14 protein-coding genes are annotated in these 15,348 nt (G+C 72.3%); 7 read left to right on the top strand and 7 right to left on the bottom strand.

Annotated features, from left to right (window positions below):
- Positions 1 to 58: 58 nt before the first annotated feature.
- From ACTXG6_RS01765 to ACTXG6_RS01755, 3 genes are all read left to right on the top strand, one after another.
- Positions 59 to 892 (top strand): PaaX family transcriptional regulator, encoded by an 834-nt coding sequence (locus tag ACTXG6_RS01765; RefSeq protein ID WP_445185996.1) that lies wholly within the window; start codon positions 59 to 61, stop codon positions 890 to 892.
- 223 nt (positions 893 to 1,115) lie between these two features.
- Positions 1,116 to 2,753 carry an FAD-dependent monooxygenase gene (locus tag ACTXG6_RS01760; RefSeq protein ID WP_445185995.1) on the top strand — a complete coding sequence of 546 codons (1,638 nt, stop codon included), beginning with the start codon at positions 1,116 to 1,118 and terminating at the stop codon, positions 2,751 to 2,753.
- Positions 2,734 to 4,482, top strand: a complete 1,749-nt coding sequence (locus ACTXG6_RS01755) for a (2,3-dihydroxybenzoyl)adenylate synthase (protein ID WP_445185994.1) — start codon at positions 2,734 to 2,736, stop codon at positions 4,480 to 4,482. Before ACTXG6_RS01760 ends, ACTXG6_RS01755 begins: the two co-directional genes overlap by 20 nt.
- A 111-nt stretch (positions 4,483 to 4,593) precedes the next feature.
- Here ACTXG6_RS01755 and ptsP read toward each other — a convergent pair whose 3' ends face one another.
- The 3 genes from ptsP to dhaK are packed head-to-tail and all read right to left on the bottom strand — an operon-like array spanning position 4,594 to position 8,923.
- Positions 4,594 to 7,245 carry a phosphoenolpyruvate--protein phosphotransferase gene (gene ptsP / locus ACTXG6_RS01750; RefSeq protein WP_445185993.1) on the bottom strand — a complete coding sequence of 884 codons (2,652 nt, stop codon included), beginning with the start codon at positions 7,243 to 7,245 and terminating at the stop codon, positions 4,594 to 4,596.
- 8 nt (positions 7,246 to 7,253) lie between these two features.
- Positions 7,254 to 7,916, bottom strand: coding sequence for a dihydroxyacetone kinase subunit DhaL (gene dhaL / locus ACTXG6_RS01745; protein ID WP_445185992.1), 663 nt, complete (start codon positions 7,914 to 7,916; stop codon positions 7,254 to 7,256).
- A 5-nt stretch (positions 7,917 to 7,921) separates the two neighbouring features.
- Positions 7,922 to 8,923, bottom strand: coding sequence for a dihydroxyacetone kinase subunit DhaK (gene dhaK / locus ACTXG6_RS01740; protein WP_445185991.1), 1,002 nt, complete (start codon positions 8,921 to 8,923; stop codon positions 7,922 to 7,924).
- Between the two features lie 171 nt (positions 8,924 to 9,094).
- Here dhaK and ACTXG6_RS01735 point away from each other — a divergent pair, with 171 nt between their 5' ends.
- Positions 9,095 to 9,862, top strand: a complete 768-nt coding sequence (locus ACTXG6_RS01735) for an IclR family transcriptional regulator (protein ID WP_445185990.1) — start codon at positions 9,095 to 9,097, stop codon at positions 9,860 to 9,862.
- 83 nt (positions 9,863 to 9,945) lie between these two features.
- Here ACTXG6_RS01735 and ACTXG6_RS01730 read toward each other — a convergent pair whose 3' ends face one another.
- Positions 9,946 to 10,572: a hypothetical protein gene (locus tag ACTXG6_RS01730; protein ID WP_445185989.1), complete on the bottom strand. Its 627-nt coding sequence runs from the start codon at positions 10,570 to 10,572 to the stop codon at positions 9,946 to 9,948.
- Between the two features lie 426 nt (positions 10,573 to 10,998).
- Between ACTXG6_RS01730 and ACTXG6_RS01725 the strand changes: the two genes are divergently transcribed.
- Entirely contained in the window at positions 10,999 to 12,234 is a 1,236-nt protein-coding gene (locus ACTXG6_RS01725; protein ID WP_445185988.1) for a DUF222 domain-containing protein, read from the top strand.
- Between the two features lie 30 nt (positions 12,235 to 12,264).
- On the opposite strand, the gene ACTXG6_RS01720 is transcribed toward ACTXG6_RS01725, so the two are convergent.
- From ACTXG6_RS01720 to ACTXG6_RS01710, 3 genes are all read right to left on the bottom strand, one after another.
- Entirely contained in the window at positions 12,265 to 12,513 is a 249-nt protein-coding gene (locus ACTXG6_RS01720) for a hypothetical protein (RefSeq protein ID WP_445185987.1), read from the bottom strand.
- A gap of 152 nt (positions 12,514 to 12,665) precedes the next feature.
- The gene (locus tag ACTXG6_RS01715; protein WP_445185986.1) at positions 12,666 to 13,265 is read right to left on the bottom strand and encodes a TetR/AcrR family transcriptional regulator; all 600 of its coding nucleotides are present in this window, start codon (positions 13,263 to 13,265) and stop codon (positions 12,666 to 12,668) included.
- 27 nt (positions 13,266 to 13,292) lie between these two features.
- Positions 13,293 to 13,619: a DMT family transporter gene (locus ACTXG6_RS01710; protein ID WP_445185985.1), complete on the bottom strand. Its 327-nt coding sequence runs from the start codon at positions 13,617 to 13,619 to the stop codon at positions 13,293 to 13,295.
- A 216-nt stretch (positions 13,620 to 13,835) separates the two neighbouring features.
- Here ACTXG6_RS01710 and ACTXG6_RS01705 point away from each other — a divergent pair, with 216 nt between their 5' ends.
- Both ACTXG6_RS01705 and ACTXG6_RS01700 read left to right on the top strand, forming a co-directional pair.
- Positions 13,836 to 14,870: a pirin family protein gene (locus ACTXG6_RS01705; RefSeq protein WP_445185984.1), complete on the top strand. Its 1,035-nt coding sequence runs from the start codon at positions 13,836 to 13,838 to the stop codon at positions 14,868 to 14,870.
- Between the two features lie 135 nt (positions 14,871 to 15,005).
- Positions 15,006 to 15,344: a GNAT family N-acetyltransferase gene (locus tag ACTXG6_RS01700; protein WP_445185983.1), complete on the top strand. Its 339-nt coding sequence runs from the start codon at positions 15,006 to 15,008 to the stop codon at positions 15,342 to 15,344.
- The last annotated feature ends 4 nt before the right edge of the window (positions 15,345 to 15,348 follow it).

Below are 15,348 nucleotides of genomic sequence, written 5' to 3'. Positions count from 1 at the left end.
GTTGTATCTTTGGGTGCACGGTGTGCGATTCGCAACTTGTTGTGGAGTCGGGGGTGCGGTGAAGGCTCGGTCGCTCGTGTTCGACCTGTTCGGCGACTACCTCAGGTACTCGGGCGGCGCGGTCCGGCTGCGCGGCCTGATTGCCCTGATGGGCTGCTTCGGGGTGGCCGAGACGACGGTGCGGGTGGTGGCCACCCGGCTGCGCGCGGAGGGGTGGCTGCACAGCAGGCGGGACGGCCGGGAGACCACCTACCTGCTCACCGACGAGGCCTGGCGGCTGCTCGACGAGGGCCGGTCACGCATCTTCGACCGGGCCGCCGGGCCGTGGGACGGACAGTGGCGCATGGTCATCTACTCGGTGCCGGAGGCGGACCGGGCGCTGCGCGACCAGCTGCGCAAGAAGCTCGCGTGGCTCGGCTTCGGTCAGCTCGCTCCGGCGGTCTGGGTCAGTCCGCACGACCGGCTCGCCCAGGTCGAACAGGAGCTCGCCGAGCGGGATCCGGCCGAGGGGCGGGTGGTGCGGCTGGACACGTTCCACTCCCGGTCCACCGGCGTCGAGGCGGACCGCGAGCTGGCCGCCAGGGCATGGGACCTGGACGCGCTGAACCGGAGCTACGCCGAGCTGCTGGACCGCTACCGCCCGAGGCTGGACGACTACCGGGCAGGTGCACTCTGCGGCGCGGACGCCCTGGTGGAGCGCATGCGGTTGATCCACGACTACCGCCTCTTCCCGTTCCGCGACCCGGACCTGCCGCCGGAGCTGCTGCCCGAGGGCTGGCTCGGCCGCGAGGCGCACGAGGTGTTCCTGCGGGCGCACGGTGAGTTGCGGGCCGCCGCCGAGGCCCGGGTCGACGAGCTGATCGGCACCGCCGGGGCGGCCGTCGTCGGGTGACCGGCCGGGGGTGACGGGCGGGCCGGCCGGGGGTGCCGGGCGGGCCGGTCGGGGGTGCCGGGCGGGCCGGCCGGGGGGTCGAGCCGGGGCCCGGACCTGCCTCCGGAGGAACCGCCTGGCGGTGCTCCAATAGTTTTGAATATCAGTCACTCGTATCTGAGTCGTTGTATGTTGGTGGGGCTCGACGGCCCGGTCAGGATCCGGCGGCACGGGAGGCGACACGGTGGGACACGCGACGATGCGGGTGGCCGTGGTCGGCGGCGGCCCCGGCGGTCTGTTCCTGGCCACGTTGCTGCGCCGGGCCGCACCGGACATCGAGGTCACCGTCTTCGAGCGGAACCGGGCGGGCGACACGTTCGGCTTCGGCGTGGTGTTCTCCGACCGCACGCTGGCCGGCATCCACGCCGCCGACCCGGTACTGCGCGAAGCGCTGGCGCGGCACGGCCGGCACTGGGACCAGATCGAGGTGCGGCTGAAGGGCGAGCGGATCCGCTGCGGCGGGAACGGGATGGCCGCGGTCTCCCGGCACACCCTGCTGCGGCTCATGCAGGACCGGGCCGCGCACTCCGGCGCCGAGCTGCGCTTCGACCACGAGGCGCGGCTGGCGGAGCTCGGCGACCACGACCTGGTGGTGGCCGCCGACGGCACCGGCTCGGCGATCCGCCGCGAGCTGGCCGAGGAGTTCGGCGTCGACCTGGGCGAGTCGGTGCGGACGGCCGCCGCGAAGTTCATCTGGTTCGGCACCGACTACCTGTTCGACGGGCTGACCTTCGTGCACGAGCGCGGGCCGCACGGCGTGTTCGCGGTGCACGGCTACCCGATCAGTACCGAGGTCAGCACGTTCATCGTGGAGACCGATGAGGAGTCATGGCGGGCGGCCGGGCTGGACGGTTTCGACGTCGGCCAACCGCCCGGGCCCAGCGACCTCGCGTCCAAGGCGTACCTGGAGGAGCTGTTCGCCGAGCAGCTCGGCGGCCGCCGGATGCTGGTGAACAACTCCCGCTGGGGCAACTTCCGCACCCGGCGCACCGAGCGCTGGAGCACGCTCGCGCCGAGGCCGGTGGCACTGCTCGGCGACGCGGTGCACACGGCGCACTTCTCGGTCGGCTCCGGCACCAAGATGGCCATGGAGGACGCGGTGGCGCTGAGCGCCGCGATCGTCGAGCACCGGGCCGACCTCGGTGCCGCGCTGGCCGCGTACGAGGCCGCCGCACAGCCCTCGGTGCGCGCCATCCAGGACTCCGCGCGGCCGTCGCTGAGCTGGTGGGAGCACTTCGGTCGCTACCACGACAACTTCGAGCCATGGCAGTTCGGCTACCACTTCCTGTCCCGCAGCATCACCGATCAGCGGCTGGCCCGCCGCGCCCCCGACTTCGTTGCCGACAGCCACCGGGCCTGGTCCAGCGGGCACGGCGCGGAGCCGCTGGACAGTGAGCTGACGCTGGCCGGGGTGACGCTGAAGGGGCGGGTGCTGACCGTCGCCGGCGACCTCGCGCTCGAGCCGGGCAGCGGCTTCGAGCTGGCGCTGCGATCCGGGACAGGGCCACCCGGGCGGCATTGGGGTGCCCGGCTGTGCGCGCCGGACGACGAGGGCGGGCTGCCGGCCGCGCTCGAGCTGCTCGCCAGCCTGGTGGCCGCCGAACCGGTACTGGTCGCGGTGTACGGCGGTACCGCGTTGACCCGAACGCTGCTCTGTGAGCAGGCCCGGCTCGGGCACCGGGTGCCCGTGTTGTTGCTGGACGACGAGCTGGACCGCGACCGGGCGGTGACCACCGTGCTGGCCGGCCGGGCCGATCTGGTCGGGCTGTCCGCCGAGGCGCGCCGCCGTTGGGAGGAGCCCGATGGCCAGCGCGATCGGTGACGGGGTGGTGCCGTGGCCGGCGGAGTACGCCGAGCGCTACGTCCGCGCCGGCTACTGGGCCGGGCGGACGTTCGGCTCGCTGCTGGCGGAGGCGGCCGAGCGGACCCCGGACGCCCCCGCGCTCATCGTGCCCGCGCCGAACGTGCCCGCGCGGAACGTGCCCGCGCCGATCGACACCGCGCTGATCGAGGCCGAGGTGCGGCTGAGCCACCGCGAGCTGCTGGACCGGTCGAGGGCGGCGGCCGGGCGGCTGCGGGCACTGGGCCTGTGCGCGGGTGACCGGATCGTGCTGCAGCTGCCGAACGGCTGGGAGTTCGTGGTGCTCACGCTGGCCTGCCTGCACGCCGGGATCGTGCCGGTGATGGCGCTGCCGGCGCACCGGCGGACCGAGCTGGGCCACCTGGTGGCGCACACCGAGGCGGCCGCGATCGCGGTGCCGGACCGGATCCGCGACTTCGACCACCAGAAGCTGGCGCACGAGTTGGCCACCGGCCTGACCGGCCCTCGGCTGGTGCTGGTGGCGGGCGACGACCTGGTCGCCGGCAGCACCGACCTGCGCGCGCTCTGCGGTCCGGCGACCCCAGCCGACCTCGATGCCGACCCCCCCGATTTCGATGCCGATGTCGCCGGCCCTGACGGGGGAGCGCCGAGCAGTCGGGACGTGGCGGTGCTCCTGCTCTCCGGCGGCACCACCGGCCTGCCCAAGCTGATCGTCAGGACGCACGACGACTACGCCTACAACGCACTGGCCAGCGCGCCGGTCTGCGGTGTCGACGCGGACACGGTCTACCTGGTCAGCCTGCCGGCCGGGCACAACTTCCCGCTGGCCTGCCCGGGCATCCTGGGCACCCTGCTCCTCGGCGGCCGGGTGGTGCTGCTGCCCACGCCCGAGCCGGCCCGCGCGTTCGCCGCCATCGCCGCCGAGCGGGTCACCCACACCGCGGTGGTGCCGGCGGTGGCCAGCCGCTGGCTGGAGCACGCCACCGAGCACGGCGCGGAGCAGCTGCGCACGCTGCGGGTGTTGCAGGTGGGTGGCGCGCGGATCGCCGACGAGCTGGCCAAACGGGTGCGCCCGGTGCTCGGGGCCACCCTGCAACAGGTGTTCGGGATGGCGGAGGGGCTGCTCAACTACACCCGCCTGGACGACCCGGAGGCGGTCATCCTGGGCACCCAGGGCCGGCCGCTGTGCCCGGACGACGAGATCCGGCTGGTCGACGAGCACGACCGGGACGTGCCGGACGGCGCACCGGGCTCGCTGCTCACCCGCGGTCCGTACACCCCGCGCGGCTACTACCGGGCCGCCGAGCAGAACGCCCGTGCGTTCACCGAGGACGGCTGGTACCGCAGCGGAGACATCTGCCGGCGCACCCCGGCGGGCAACCTGATCGTCGAGGGCCGGGACAAAGACATGATCAACCGTGCCGGCGAGAACGTGTCCGCCGAAGAGGTGGAGAACCTGGTCTACCAGCTGCCGGCGGTCAGCCAGGTCGCCGCGGTCGCCATGCCCGACCGCGAGCTGGGCGAGCGGATCTGCGTGTACGTGGTGCCGCGCGCCGGCGCAACGATCACCCTGGCCGAGATCAGGTCGTCCATGGAGGCCGCCGAGGTGGCCCGGTTCAAGCTGCCGGAGGAGCTGGTCACCGTGCCCGAGCTCCCGGTCACCAAGGTAGGCAAGATCGACAAGAACGCCCTGCGCGCCGACATAACCGCCCGCCGAGCAGCCCGCTGACCCGCCGCTCCGCCGACCCGCCGCTCCGCCGATCCTCCGCTCACACAGCCCGCGTGGCTCGACACAGCGGCCTGGGCGGCTGTGTGAGCGTGGCGCGGGCTGTGTGAGCGCCTAGCTGAGGAGGGCGCGGACGGCGGTGGCGCTTTCCGCGGTCAGGGCGGCGGCGGCCAGGTGGCGCGCCTCGGTCAGGGTCACCGCGCGGATCGCCTGTTTGACCCGGGGGATGGCGCGCGGGGTGACACTGAGCTCGCGGACGCCGAGGCCCAGTAGCAGGGCGGCGGCCTGTTCGTCGGCGGCCAACTCGCCGCAGACGGCCACCAGCGTGTGGTCCCCGGCGGCCACGCAGACCGCGTCGATCAGCCGCAGCACACCCGGGTCGAGCGGGTCACCGAGCTCGGCGACGGCGTCGTTGCCGCGTTCGGCGGCCAGCGCGTACTGGGTCAGGTCGTTGGTGCCGATGCTGAAGAAGTCCACGTGCGGGGCGAAGACGGCGGCCTTGAGCGCGGCGGCCGGGACCTCGACCATGATGCCTACCCGCAGCTCCGGTGGTTCGCCCCGGCCGACCCGCTTGATCGCGTCGTCGAGGGCACGGCGGGCGGCGAACAGCTCGTCGAGCGTGCTGATCATCGGGAACATCAGGTCGACCGGGATGTCGTGCGCGACCCGCGCGACGGCCAGCAGCTGCTCGGCCAACAACTCGGGGCGCGCCAGTGCGAGCCGGATCCCACGTAGTCCGAGGAACGGGTTGGCCTCGACCGGGGTGGGCAGGTAGCTCAGCGGCTTGTCGCCGCCCACGTCCAGGGTGCGCAGGGTGATCCGGCGCCCGCCCATCGCGGCCGCGATCTCCCGGTAGGTGGTCTCCTGCTCGTCGGCGTCCGGGGCGTGGTCCCGGTCCAGGAACAGGAACTCGGTGCGGACCAGCCCGGCCAGGTCGGCCCCGGCGGCGGCGGCGGTCACCGCGTCGGCCACCGAGCCGAGGTTGGCCGCGACCGGGATCGGGGTGCCGTCCCGGGTGCTCGCCGGCTCGGCTGCCCTGTCCTGCGCCTGCCGTTGGCCCTCGGCGAGCGTCCGCGCCCGGTCCCGGAAGCCGCGCTGGACCTCGGCGGTGGGGTCGATGACCAGCTCACCCCGGGTGCCGTCCACCGCGAGCGGGGTGCCGGCGGCGATGTCGAGCACCGTCGGCCCGGCCCCGACGACCGCCGGGATGCCGAGCGCGCGGAGCAGGATGACGCTGTGCGCGGTCGGGCTGCCGTAGGCGAGCAGCACCGCGTCGACCCGGTCGCGGTCCAGCCCGGCTGCCTCGGCCGGGGTGAGATCCGAGGCCACCAGCACGCCCTCCGGGCTGACTGCCTCGGCCACCTCGCCGGCCAGCGCGAGCAGCACCTGGTCGCCGACCGAGCGGACGTCGGCGGCCCGGGCGCTCAGGTACGGGTCCGGCAGTGCGGCGATCACGTCGTGCGCCTCGGTGACCGTGGCCGCCCACGCCGGTCCGGCCGCCTGTCCCGCGTCGATCCTGGCGCGGGTGCCGTCCCGCAGCTCGGGGTCGTCGAGCAGCGCGAGGTGCGCGTCGAAGATGCCGGCCTCGTGGTCGCCGACCTGGTCGGCCGCGCGCGCCCGCACCCGTTCGATGCCCTGGCGGGCGGTGTCCATCGCCGCTTCGAGGCGCCGCCACTCGGTTGCCGGGTCCTCGGCGGGGGTGTCCGCGCCGAGGGTGCCCGCGCCGGTCTCGGGTACCGCATCGGTGATGGCCTTCCGGGCGTCACCGAACGGAAACGCGAGGCCGATGCCCAGTCCCGGGGAGGCGCCGATCGGTGCCCGGGGACCGCCGCCCGGAGCCGACCGGGCCGCGGCCGCCCCGGTCTCACGGGAGGGCGAGCGCGGGGCGGCCGTCCCGGCGGGCTGCTCGTCGAACGCCCTGGCGGCGAGCTCGAGCAGCTGGTCGAGGGCCTCCCTGGCCTGGCTGCCCTCCGCGCGGACGTCCAGCTGGTGGCCCGCCAGCGCGCCCAGGGTGCCGAGTTTGGACAGGCTGGTTGCCGGTACCCAGCCGGAGCCGGTGGTGTGGTTGCGCAGCTCGATGCGGGCGTCGAGGCCCCGAGCCCGGCTGGCCAGCGTGGCGGCCGGTCGGGCGTGCAGGCCGTGCGGGTTGACCACGGTGAACGAGCCGGTCAACCCGGTGCGCGGGCCGCCCGTGCCGGTCCCCGAGTCCGCCGGCGCGCCCACGTGCGCCGCTGCCGTGCCGGTCCCCACGTCCGCCGCTCCCGCGTCGACCGCTCCCGTGTCGGCGGGCCCACCGCCGGCGGGCTCACCGAGCTGGGCGAGCTTGCCGGCCAGCGCGGCGGACGCCTCGGCGGCGACCTCGGCCCGGCTGGCCCCGCCGGCGGCACTGACCGCGGCAACCACGAGCCCTTCCACCAGCGGCGCCGGGCAGAGCAGCACCCGTTCGCGCAGCTCGTCGTCCAGCAGCTCCAGCGCGAGCTCGGCGGACAGCACGGCGCTGCCCAGGTCCATCAGCACCACCACACCACCGCAACCGGCACCGCCACCGGAACCGGCACCGCCACCGGAACCGGAACCGGCACCGCCACCGGCGTCGGCATCGGTGATCGCGGTGACGATCTGGGCCGCGTCGGTGCCGAAGGTGTGCTCGTCCAACCCGGCGGCCACCTCGATGGGTACCGGCTGACCGGTCAGCATCTCGGTGGCCAGCGCCACGGCGGCGTCGGCCAGCGGCCGGCTGTGTGAAACGACGACGATCCCGACCACCGCGCCGCTCAGCCTCCCGCGCCGGGGGCAGTCAGGGCCGACGTCGCGGCGACCAGCAGCGCGGCCGAGGTGGCGCCGGGGTCCTGGTGCCCGGCGCTGCGTTCGCCCAGGTAGCTGGCCCGCCCCTTGCGTGCGACCAGCGGCGTGGTGGCGTCCCGCCCGTCGGCCGCCGCCGCCGCTGCCGCCCGCAGCGCGTCCGCCAGCGGGCTGCCGGCGGCGAGTGCGTCGTCCAGCGCGGCCACCGCCGGGGACAGCGCGTCGAACATCGTCTTGTCACCGAGCTCGGCCTTGCCCCGGGCCACCACGCCGTCCACGCCGGCCCGCAGCGCCTTCGCGAACCCCGGCCCGTCCAACCCGTCGACCAACCCGGTCGCGGTGGCCATCCGCAGGAAGAACGTCCCGTACAGCGGACCGCTCGCGCCGCCGACCGAGCTGATGAGCGTGCTGGCCACCTTCTTGAGCAGCGCGGCCGGCTGGGTCTGCGCGGGATCGGGCAGCGCGGCGAGCACGGCGGACATACCTCGGCTCATGTTGGTGCCGTGGTCGGCGTCGCCGATGGCCGCGTCCAGATCGGTGAGCTGGTTGTGCTGCTCACCGATCAGCCGCGCGAACTCGGTGACCCACCGGGTCAGCGCGGCGCTGTCGACCACCGTGGTGTCGATGTCACTCATCGGCCTCAGACCCCCCAGCGCAGCCCCGGGGTGCGCACCGGCGCGTCCCACAGCCGCAACATCTCGTCGTCCAACTTCAGCAGCGTCACCGAGCAGCCGGCCATCTCCAGGCTGGTGATGTACGGGCCGACCAGCGAGCGGACCACCCGGACGCCTGCCCGGTCCAGGATGGTCGCCACTTCCTGGTACATCAGGTACAGCTCCAGCAGCGGGGTGCCGCCCATGCCGTTGACGAACGCGAGCACGCCGTCGCCGCCGGTGAAGTCCAGGTCGGCCAGGATCGGCTCGATCAGCTGCTCGGCGACCTCGCGCGCCGGGGCCATCGGTACCCGCCGCCGGCCCGGCTCGCCGTGGATCCCGATGCCGATCTCCATCTCGTTGTCCGGCAGGTCGAACGTCGGCTTGCCCGCCGCCGGCACCGTGCACGAGGTCAGTGCCATGCCCATGCTCCGGGCGTTCGCGTTGACCCGGCCGGCCAGCTCGGCGACCTCGGAGAGCTTGCGGCCCTCCTCGGCCGCGGCGCCGGCGATCTTCTCCACCAGCACGGTGCCGCCGACGCCGCGCCGGCCGGCGGTGTAGGTGCTGTCCTGCACGGCCACGTCGTCGTTGGTGACCACGACGGCCACCTCGACGTCGTTCTCGGCGGCGGCCAGCTCGGCGGCCATCTCGAAGTTCATCACGTCGCCGGTGTAGTTCTTCACGATGTGCAGTACGCCGGCGCCACCGTTGACGCCCTGGGTCGCGGCCACCACCTGGTCGGGCACGGGGGAGGTGAACACCTCGCCGGCGCAGGCGGCGTCCAGCATGCCGAGCCCGACGAAGCCACCGTGCAGCGGTTCGTGGCCGGAGCCGCCGCCGGACACCAGCCCTACTTTGCCCTGTACCGGGGCGTCCGCCCGGTAGACAATCTTGTTGTCCAGGTCCACGCGCAGCTCGCTGTGCGCCGCGGCCATTCCACGCAGCGCGTCGGTGACCAAATCGGCCGGGTCATTGATGAGCTTCTTCATACTGGTCTCCGGTCAAACATCGCTGTATTCTCGAAGAGCATTCGATGATGTCGAATGACACTCGGACGGTACGCTGCTGTGGCGGCGCACACAAGAGACTTGGCTGCGCAAGTGGCCGGGTGGTGCGGGTAACCGGGTGATACAGGTGCTGGGTGAAGGAGGCGACGAGTCGTGATCCAGGCGGTGGACCGTGCGGTGCGCATCCTGATGGTGCTGCAGGGCGCGCGGCGGATGAGCCTCGGGGAGGTCGCCGCCGAGTTGGAGCTGGCCCCGTCCACGGTGCACGGCATCATCCGCACCCTGCTCGGGCACGGCATGGTGGCACAGGAGCGTGACTCCGGCCGCTACCGGCTGGGGCCGGCCACGCTGCGCCTCGGCAACGTCTACCTGCACACCCTGGAGCTGCGCTCGCGGGTGGTCGGCTGGGCCGAGGACCTGGCGAAGCGCACCGGGTGCGCGGTGCGCGCCGGGGTATTGCTGCAGGGTGACGTGGTGGTGGTGCACCACGAACCCCGCCCCGACGGCGGCCGGCAGATGCCCGAGGTCGGCATAGTCATCCCGGCGCACGCCTGCGCGCTGGGCAAGGTGCTGTTGGCCGGCGGGTCGGACGAGCTGGGTTCGCGGCCGCTGCGCAGCATGACCGGCGACACGGTCACCGACCCCGCGAAGCTGCGCGCCGAGCTGGAGGTGATCCGCCGTACCGGGATCGCCACCGAGGTGGAGGAGGCGGTGATCGGCGAGTGCGGTATCGCGGCGCCGCTGGTAGACGCCTCGGGTGAGGTGCCCGGCGCGCTGGGTCTGGTGGTGCCGGCCAGCCGCTGGCCCCTCGATGCCGCCGCGACCGAGGCCGTGCGCACGGCTGCCCGGTCCATCTCCCAGGAGTTGGGGGCGCCGAGTTGGCCGCCGGCGGTGCGGGAGTGGCCGGCGGCTTCCGCCTGACCCGGCGAACGGGTGCCGCGCCGGTACCTGGGCTCACGCCGATACCGTCGCCGCCCGGCTTTCCGCGCCGTACGACGAGGTGCTCAGACCGGTGCGGCGTGCCGGGACCAGCCGCGCAGCGAGCCATCGGCGTTCAGCCCGTCGCGCTCGCCGGCCCGGTGTCGGATGAGCACGCTGACCTGACTGGTCACCTCGCCGAGAGCACCGAGGGCCTTGCATTCGGCGGAGTCCAGCCAGGCGTTGAGCTCGTCGGCGCTGCCCCAGTGCGTGAGCAGCAGGTAGCGGACCGGGGCGAGCCGAGGGAACTCCTCGAGCGGGCCGACGAACTGGAACGGCTGTGGCTCGAACTGCCCGGGCAGCGTCTCGAACGGCAGTGCGTTGTGCTGGGGCAGCGCCTCGGTCAGCGAGGCGACGACCGCGTCAACTGCTGAGCTGTCCAGGGCGGCCGGCGGCACGATCGCGATCTCGCAGAACAGCGGACCGGCCAGTTCCTCACCGTCGGCGGGCAGTCGCCACTTGCGGATGTAGAAGGCGTCGAACCAGGTCGTGTGTGCCTTCCGCATGACCGGCTGGTGCCGCCGGCTGCGGTACCACTCGTCCATGTCCTCGGGCGTGGCGAACTTGCCGCAGAAGTACATCCAGGACGAGTTGGCGATCGGGCCGCCGATCACCGCCTGGAAGCCGGGCTGGCTCGCGGCGACCGGGCCCATGCGTTCCTGGACCTTCCGTTGAGCTATAGCGTGATTTGTGTCCACCGCAGGGAACGGTGCCTGTGCACGTGTGCTTGGCGTTGCACGGCGGTGCTCGCCGACGGCGATGTTCGGTGGCACCAGCCGTGGTGTGGGGTGGCTGTCGTGCGTGCTCCGTTGGGAGCCTTTCGGGCTCGATTGACTTTCGTCGCTTTGGGGGCTGGGCGCGTTTTACCGAAGCTTTGGACGGGACAGTTGTCGGTTAGGTCGTCGGGAATCTCGCTTTGGGTCTGGGTCGGGGACGCTTGTCGGGGACGTCCGGCGGGGTTCGCGAAAAATCATGAAATCTTTTTCGGGGGCCGGCGGTATCGACCCAAGAATGTCGGACCCCTTCGACATAATTGCTGTATGTCGGAGAGTTCGGTTGTTACGGCGCGGCGGGTGGTCATGGACTCCATGGCCGCGCTGCGCGCACTCGAACGCACCGGTGATGCGGAGTGTCGGATTGATGGGTTGAAGAGTTACCAGGTTTTGCGGCGCCAATGTGAGTACGACTCGTTGATGTTGGTTGCCGGGTTGGATCGGGATGGGGAGTTTCTCGAGCGGGGGACGTGCTCGAGGAATGCGGTCAGCGATCTGCTCGGGGTGAGTTCGCGGGACGGGCGGCGGATGGTCGCGGTCGCGTCCAGTGTGTTTCCGACGCGGTCGTTGGTGGGTGAGGTGTTGGAGCCTCGGTTGCCGGCGACGGCGATGGCGTTGGGTGCGCTGGAGATTGATCTGGCGCATGCTGAGGTGATCGAGTCGGTGCTGGCTACGGATGCCGCGCGGCGGATCACGGTGGAGCAGTGGGTGGCAGCGGAGGTGTTGTTCGCCGACTGGGCGCGGCAGTACAGCCCGGAGTTGTTGGCTCGCAAGGCCCGCGAGGAACTGGACCTGCTCGATCAGGATGGTGCGCCGCCCGGTGAGGACGATCCGCAGGTCAACGAGCTGCACCTGGCCAAGTCCCGCCACGGTGTCGGCGGGAAGATCAAGGGCCAGTTGGACTCGGCGACGTATGAGACGGTGGCCCGGGCGATCGGGGCGATCCTCAAACCGGCCGCCGACGAGAACAAGTCCCTCGGCCAGCGTCAGGCCGATGCGCTCGGGGAGATCTGCGCGCACACCCTCGACGAAGGCCGGCTACCCGCACAGGGCGGCGAGCGTCCGCATGTCGCGATCACGATGGGCTTGGAAGCGCTGAAGGCCGGGTTGCGCGGGGCGAACCTCGAGCTCGGCGGGCACATCGGGCCGGGTGAGGTACGCCGGCTCAGCTGCGACGCCCAGATCACCCCGATCGTGCTCGGGGCGAACAGTGAGCCGCTGGATGTGGGGCGGGAGAAACGGTGCGCCACGTTGGCGCAGCGGCGGGCGGTCGCGGTCCGGGACGGTGGATGTGCCCATCCGGGGTGTGACCGGCCACCGAGTTCCTGCGAGGTGCACCATATTGTGCACTGGGTCCATCACGGTGAAACAAAACTCGACAATTTGGTGATGTTGTGTTGGACGCATCATCGGATGGTGCACCAGTCCGACTGGGAAGTCCGCATGCACGACGGGCTCCCCGAATTCATCCCACCGAAATGGATTGACTACTCACAAACACCCCGCCGCAAACCGCGCGCGCTCGTGCACATTCGGGGTTGAGTATTAAAGGCTGTGGATCGACGACGGTATTCAGGCGGCCTCGCTGGCCGATTCCTCCTCGAGCATGCTGAGCCAGCTGCGGCGGTCCAGCAGCAGGTCCATGTCCGCCCGGTATGCCTCGGCAAGCTTGGGGAACCGCCTACCCGCCTGTCCGATGCGGCGCGCAAGCTCGACGAGATGATGATCGACCGTTGCGGTATCCGGGCACGGGTACCAGTTGTCGTACTGACCGATGACGGTGGTGAACGGGTCGCCGTCCGGTACGTCCTGTCGTCCCATCGCTAGCTCCTCCCTCGTCCGGAGGCCCTTGGGCGGCCGGTTCCGGTCGAAGCAGCATGCGCCGCGGCGGGGGCACGCGACGAGAGAGCAGACCCCACTTGAGCGGGCGCGCACCCCCCATTGTGCGGGGGTGCTGACCCGACCCCGGGCGATCAGCCGAGTGTGCGGTTGGCCAGCAGGGTGAGGCCGGCGGTGATCCGCGCCGGGCTGAGCTCCATTCGCTCGCGCTGGTGCTGGTACACCTCGGCCGCCAAGGGGGCGAGCAGTAGGTCCACCAGTGCATCCGGGTCGTCGGTGGCGCCGGCGGCCAGCACCAGGGTCCGCACATGGGCCCGCCAGAACTGGTACGACCCGACCGTCAGTCGAGCGGCGCCGGCATCCGCGCCGAGCACCAGTGGGAGGTGCGCCTCGAGCAGTGCGACCATCGCGGCGTAGAAGGCGGCGAGCCGCTCGGCGGGCAGCGGCGCCGGCCCGCGCGCCGGGCCGGGCCCGAGCGGCGGGTCACCCCGGAGCAGCTGCTCCTGCAGTTGGGTCTCGTACTCGCCGAGTAGGGCCTCGGCGATCGATCCGACGTCGGGATAGCGCCGGTACAGGGTGGCCCTGCCGACGCCGGCCGCCTTGGCCACGTCCTCCATGGTCACCGTGCGCGGGTCGCGGCCGCGGAACAGCTCCGCCGCCGCCGCCAGCACCCGCGCCCGGTTGCGTGCCGCATCCGCCCGCTCCGCGCGCGGCGGCTCGATCGGCACAGTCATCGGCGTGATGGTAGGCGGCCGACGGGCTCACGACTCGGCGGCGGTGTGTGCCAGCAGCACTCCGCCGATGATGAGCAGCATGGCGGCCAGCTTCGCCGGGGACACCCGGTCGTGGTGCACGGCCAGCCCGAGCAGCACCGCGCCGGCCGCGCCGATCCCGGTGAACACGACGTACGCGGTGCTCACCGGCACGGTCTCGACCGCGAGCGCGAGCAGATAGATCACTCCCAGGCAGAGCGCCAGGCACAGCAGGCTCGGCCACAAGCGGGTGAAGCCCTCGGTCGGCGGGATGCTCTGCGCCCAGGCGATCTCGACCACGCCGGCGGCCAGTAGCAACGCCCAGCCGGTGCTCATGACGCCGCCGGGCCGAGAGAGCGGGAGAACGACCGGGAGCGGGCGCACGCGTCCAGCTGCAACAGATTGGGCATGGCGGACTCCTTCGCGGAACATAACTGGACACGGTGTCCGAATAGGTTCACGATACGCACAACCGGACACCGTGTCCTCTTATTCCGAAGGAGTGCACCAGAGTTGCGTGCGGCTGGGCGGACCCGGGAGCAGAATGCGGTCGTGAGCAATCTGGACCGCAGCCCCGGCGTAGTGACCTGCGGCGGCCGGGCCGACACTCCCGGCGAACCGGTGCTCGAGCTGCACCGCGCTCGCGAGGTGACACTGGGCGAGCGCACCAAGGTGCGGCGGCTGCTGCCCAGCCTCGGTCGCCGACTCGTCGGGGCCTGGTGCTTCATCGACCACTACGGCCCGGACGACATCGCCGAGCAGGCGGGCATGCAGGTACCGCCGCACCCGCACATCGGGCTGCAGACGGTGAGCTGGCTCCTCGACGGCGCGGTGCACCACCGGGACAGCCTGGGCAGTGACGTCACCATCCACCCCGGGCAGCTCGGCCTGATGACGGCCGGGCGGGCGATCGCGCACTCCGAGCAGTCGCCGCCGGTGCACCCGGCCCAGTTGCACGGCGCCCAGCTCTGGGTGGCGCTGCCCGGTGCTGCCCGGGACATGGCGCCGGCCTTCGAGCTGCACACCGAGCTGCCGACGCTCACCGACCGGGGCCTGCGCGCCACGGTGCTGCTCGGCGAGTTGACCGGGGCGGCCTCGCCGGGCACCGTGCACACCCCGTTGATCGGTGTGGACCTGACCTTGGCCGCCGGCGCGGACGTCCGGCTGCCGCTGGAGCCGGATTTCGAGTATGCGGTGCTCGCGCCGTCCGGGGCCGGCACGGTGATCGGCAGCGGTGCCGCGGTCGGCGGCGACTCCCGCGGCGGCCGGCCCGGGATCGAGGTGGCCGGCGCGGAGGTGGCCGACGTGTCGGTGGGCCTCGGTGACCTGCTGTACCTCGGCACCGGACGGTCCGAGCTGCGGATACGTACCGAACAGGCCAGTCGGTTGCTGTTGCTCGGCGGCGAGCCCTTCGACGAGAAGCTGGTCATGTGGTGGAACTTCGTGGCGCGCGACGGTGCGGAGATCACCGATGCCAGGGCGGACTGGATGGCGGGCCGGCGCTTCGGTGCCGTCGCCGGCGGGGACCCGCAACCGGCGCCGGCAATGCCCGCCACACCGCTGATCCCGAGGGGTCGGGCCCGCTGATCCCGCACCGGTGGCCGTTGCCCAAGCGACCCGGCGGCCCCACCCGACACACCGCTGAGCCGTCCGGCGATACCGCTGGGCGAGCGTGTGGGTGTCCGCCTCGGCGGAATCCGGCACCGCGAGAGAAGATTCGGCATGGACGAGCCACAGGGCCCCGACTCACCCGGGGAGATCCTGGTCAGGGATGCCCCAGATCTCTCCCGTTTCGAGATCACCGTGGACGGCAAGCTGGCCGGCTTCACCGAGTACCACGCCCCGCCGGGCCGCATCGTGTTCACCCACACCGAGGTCGACGAGGCCTATCAGGGGCAAGGTCTGGCCGGCCGGCTGATCCGCGCCGCGTTGGACGGATCCCGCCGTAAGGGCCTCGAGGTGACCCCGCTCTGCCCCTACGTGGCGAACTTCATCCGCCGGCACCCGGACTACCTCAAGCTGGTTGACGAGGCGCATCGGGTCCAGCTCGGCGGTACCTGAGGGT

Source organism: Pseudonocardia sp. Cha107L01 (genome assembly GCF_052566575.1).
Note: the sequence above shows the minus strand (reverse complement) of the source record. Positions and strands in the feature narration are given on the sequence as shown.

Coding starts and splice junctions, on each gene's coding strand:
- ACTXG6_RS01715 (WP_445185986.1), bottom strand. CDS start 13,265: ATGACTGTGCCGATCGAGCCGCCGCGCGCGGAGCGGGCGGATGCGGCA.
- ACTXG6_RS01720 (WP_445185987.1), bottom strand. CDS start 12,513: ATGGGACGACAGGACGTACCGGACGGCGACCCGTTCACCACCGTCATC.
- dhaL (WP_445185992.1), bottom strand. CDS start 7,916: ATGAGTGACATCGACACCACGGTGGTCGACAGCGCCGCGCTGACCCGG.
- ACTXG6_RS01755 (WP_445185994.1), top strand. CDS start 2,734: ATGGCCAGCGCGATCGGTGACGGGGTGGTGCCGTGGCCGGCGGAGTAC.
- ACTXG6_RS01710 (WP_445185985.1), bottom strand. CDS start 13,619: ATGAGCACCGGCTGGGCGTTGCTACTGGCCGCCGGCGTGGTCGAGATC.
- ACTXG6_RS01725 (WP_445185988.1), top strand. CDS start 10,999: ATGGACTCCATGGCCGCGCTGCGCGCACTCGAACGCACCGGTGATGCG.
- dhaK (WP_445185991.1), bottom strand. CDS start 8,923: ATGAAGAAGCTCATCAATGACCCGGCCGATTTGGTCACCGACGCGCTG.
- ACTXG6_RS01730 (WP_445185989.1), bottom strand. CDS start 10,572: ATGGGCCCGGTCGCCGCGAGCCAGCCCGGCTTCCAGGCGGTGATCGGC.
- ACTXG6_RS01700 (WP_445185983.1), top strand. CDS start 15,006: ATGGACGAGCCACAGGGCCCCGACTCACCCGGGGAGATCCTGGTCAGG.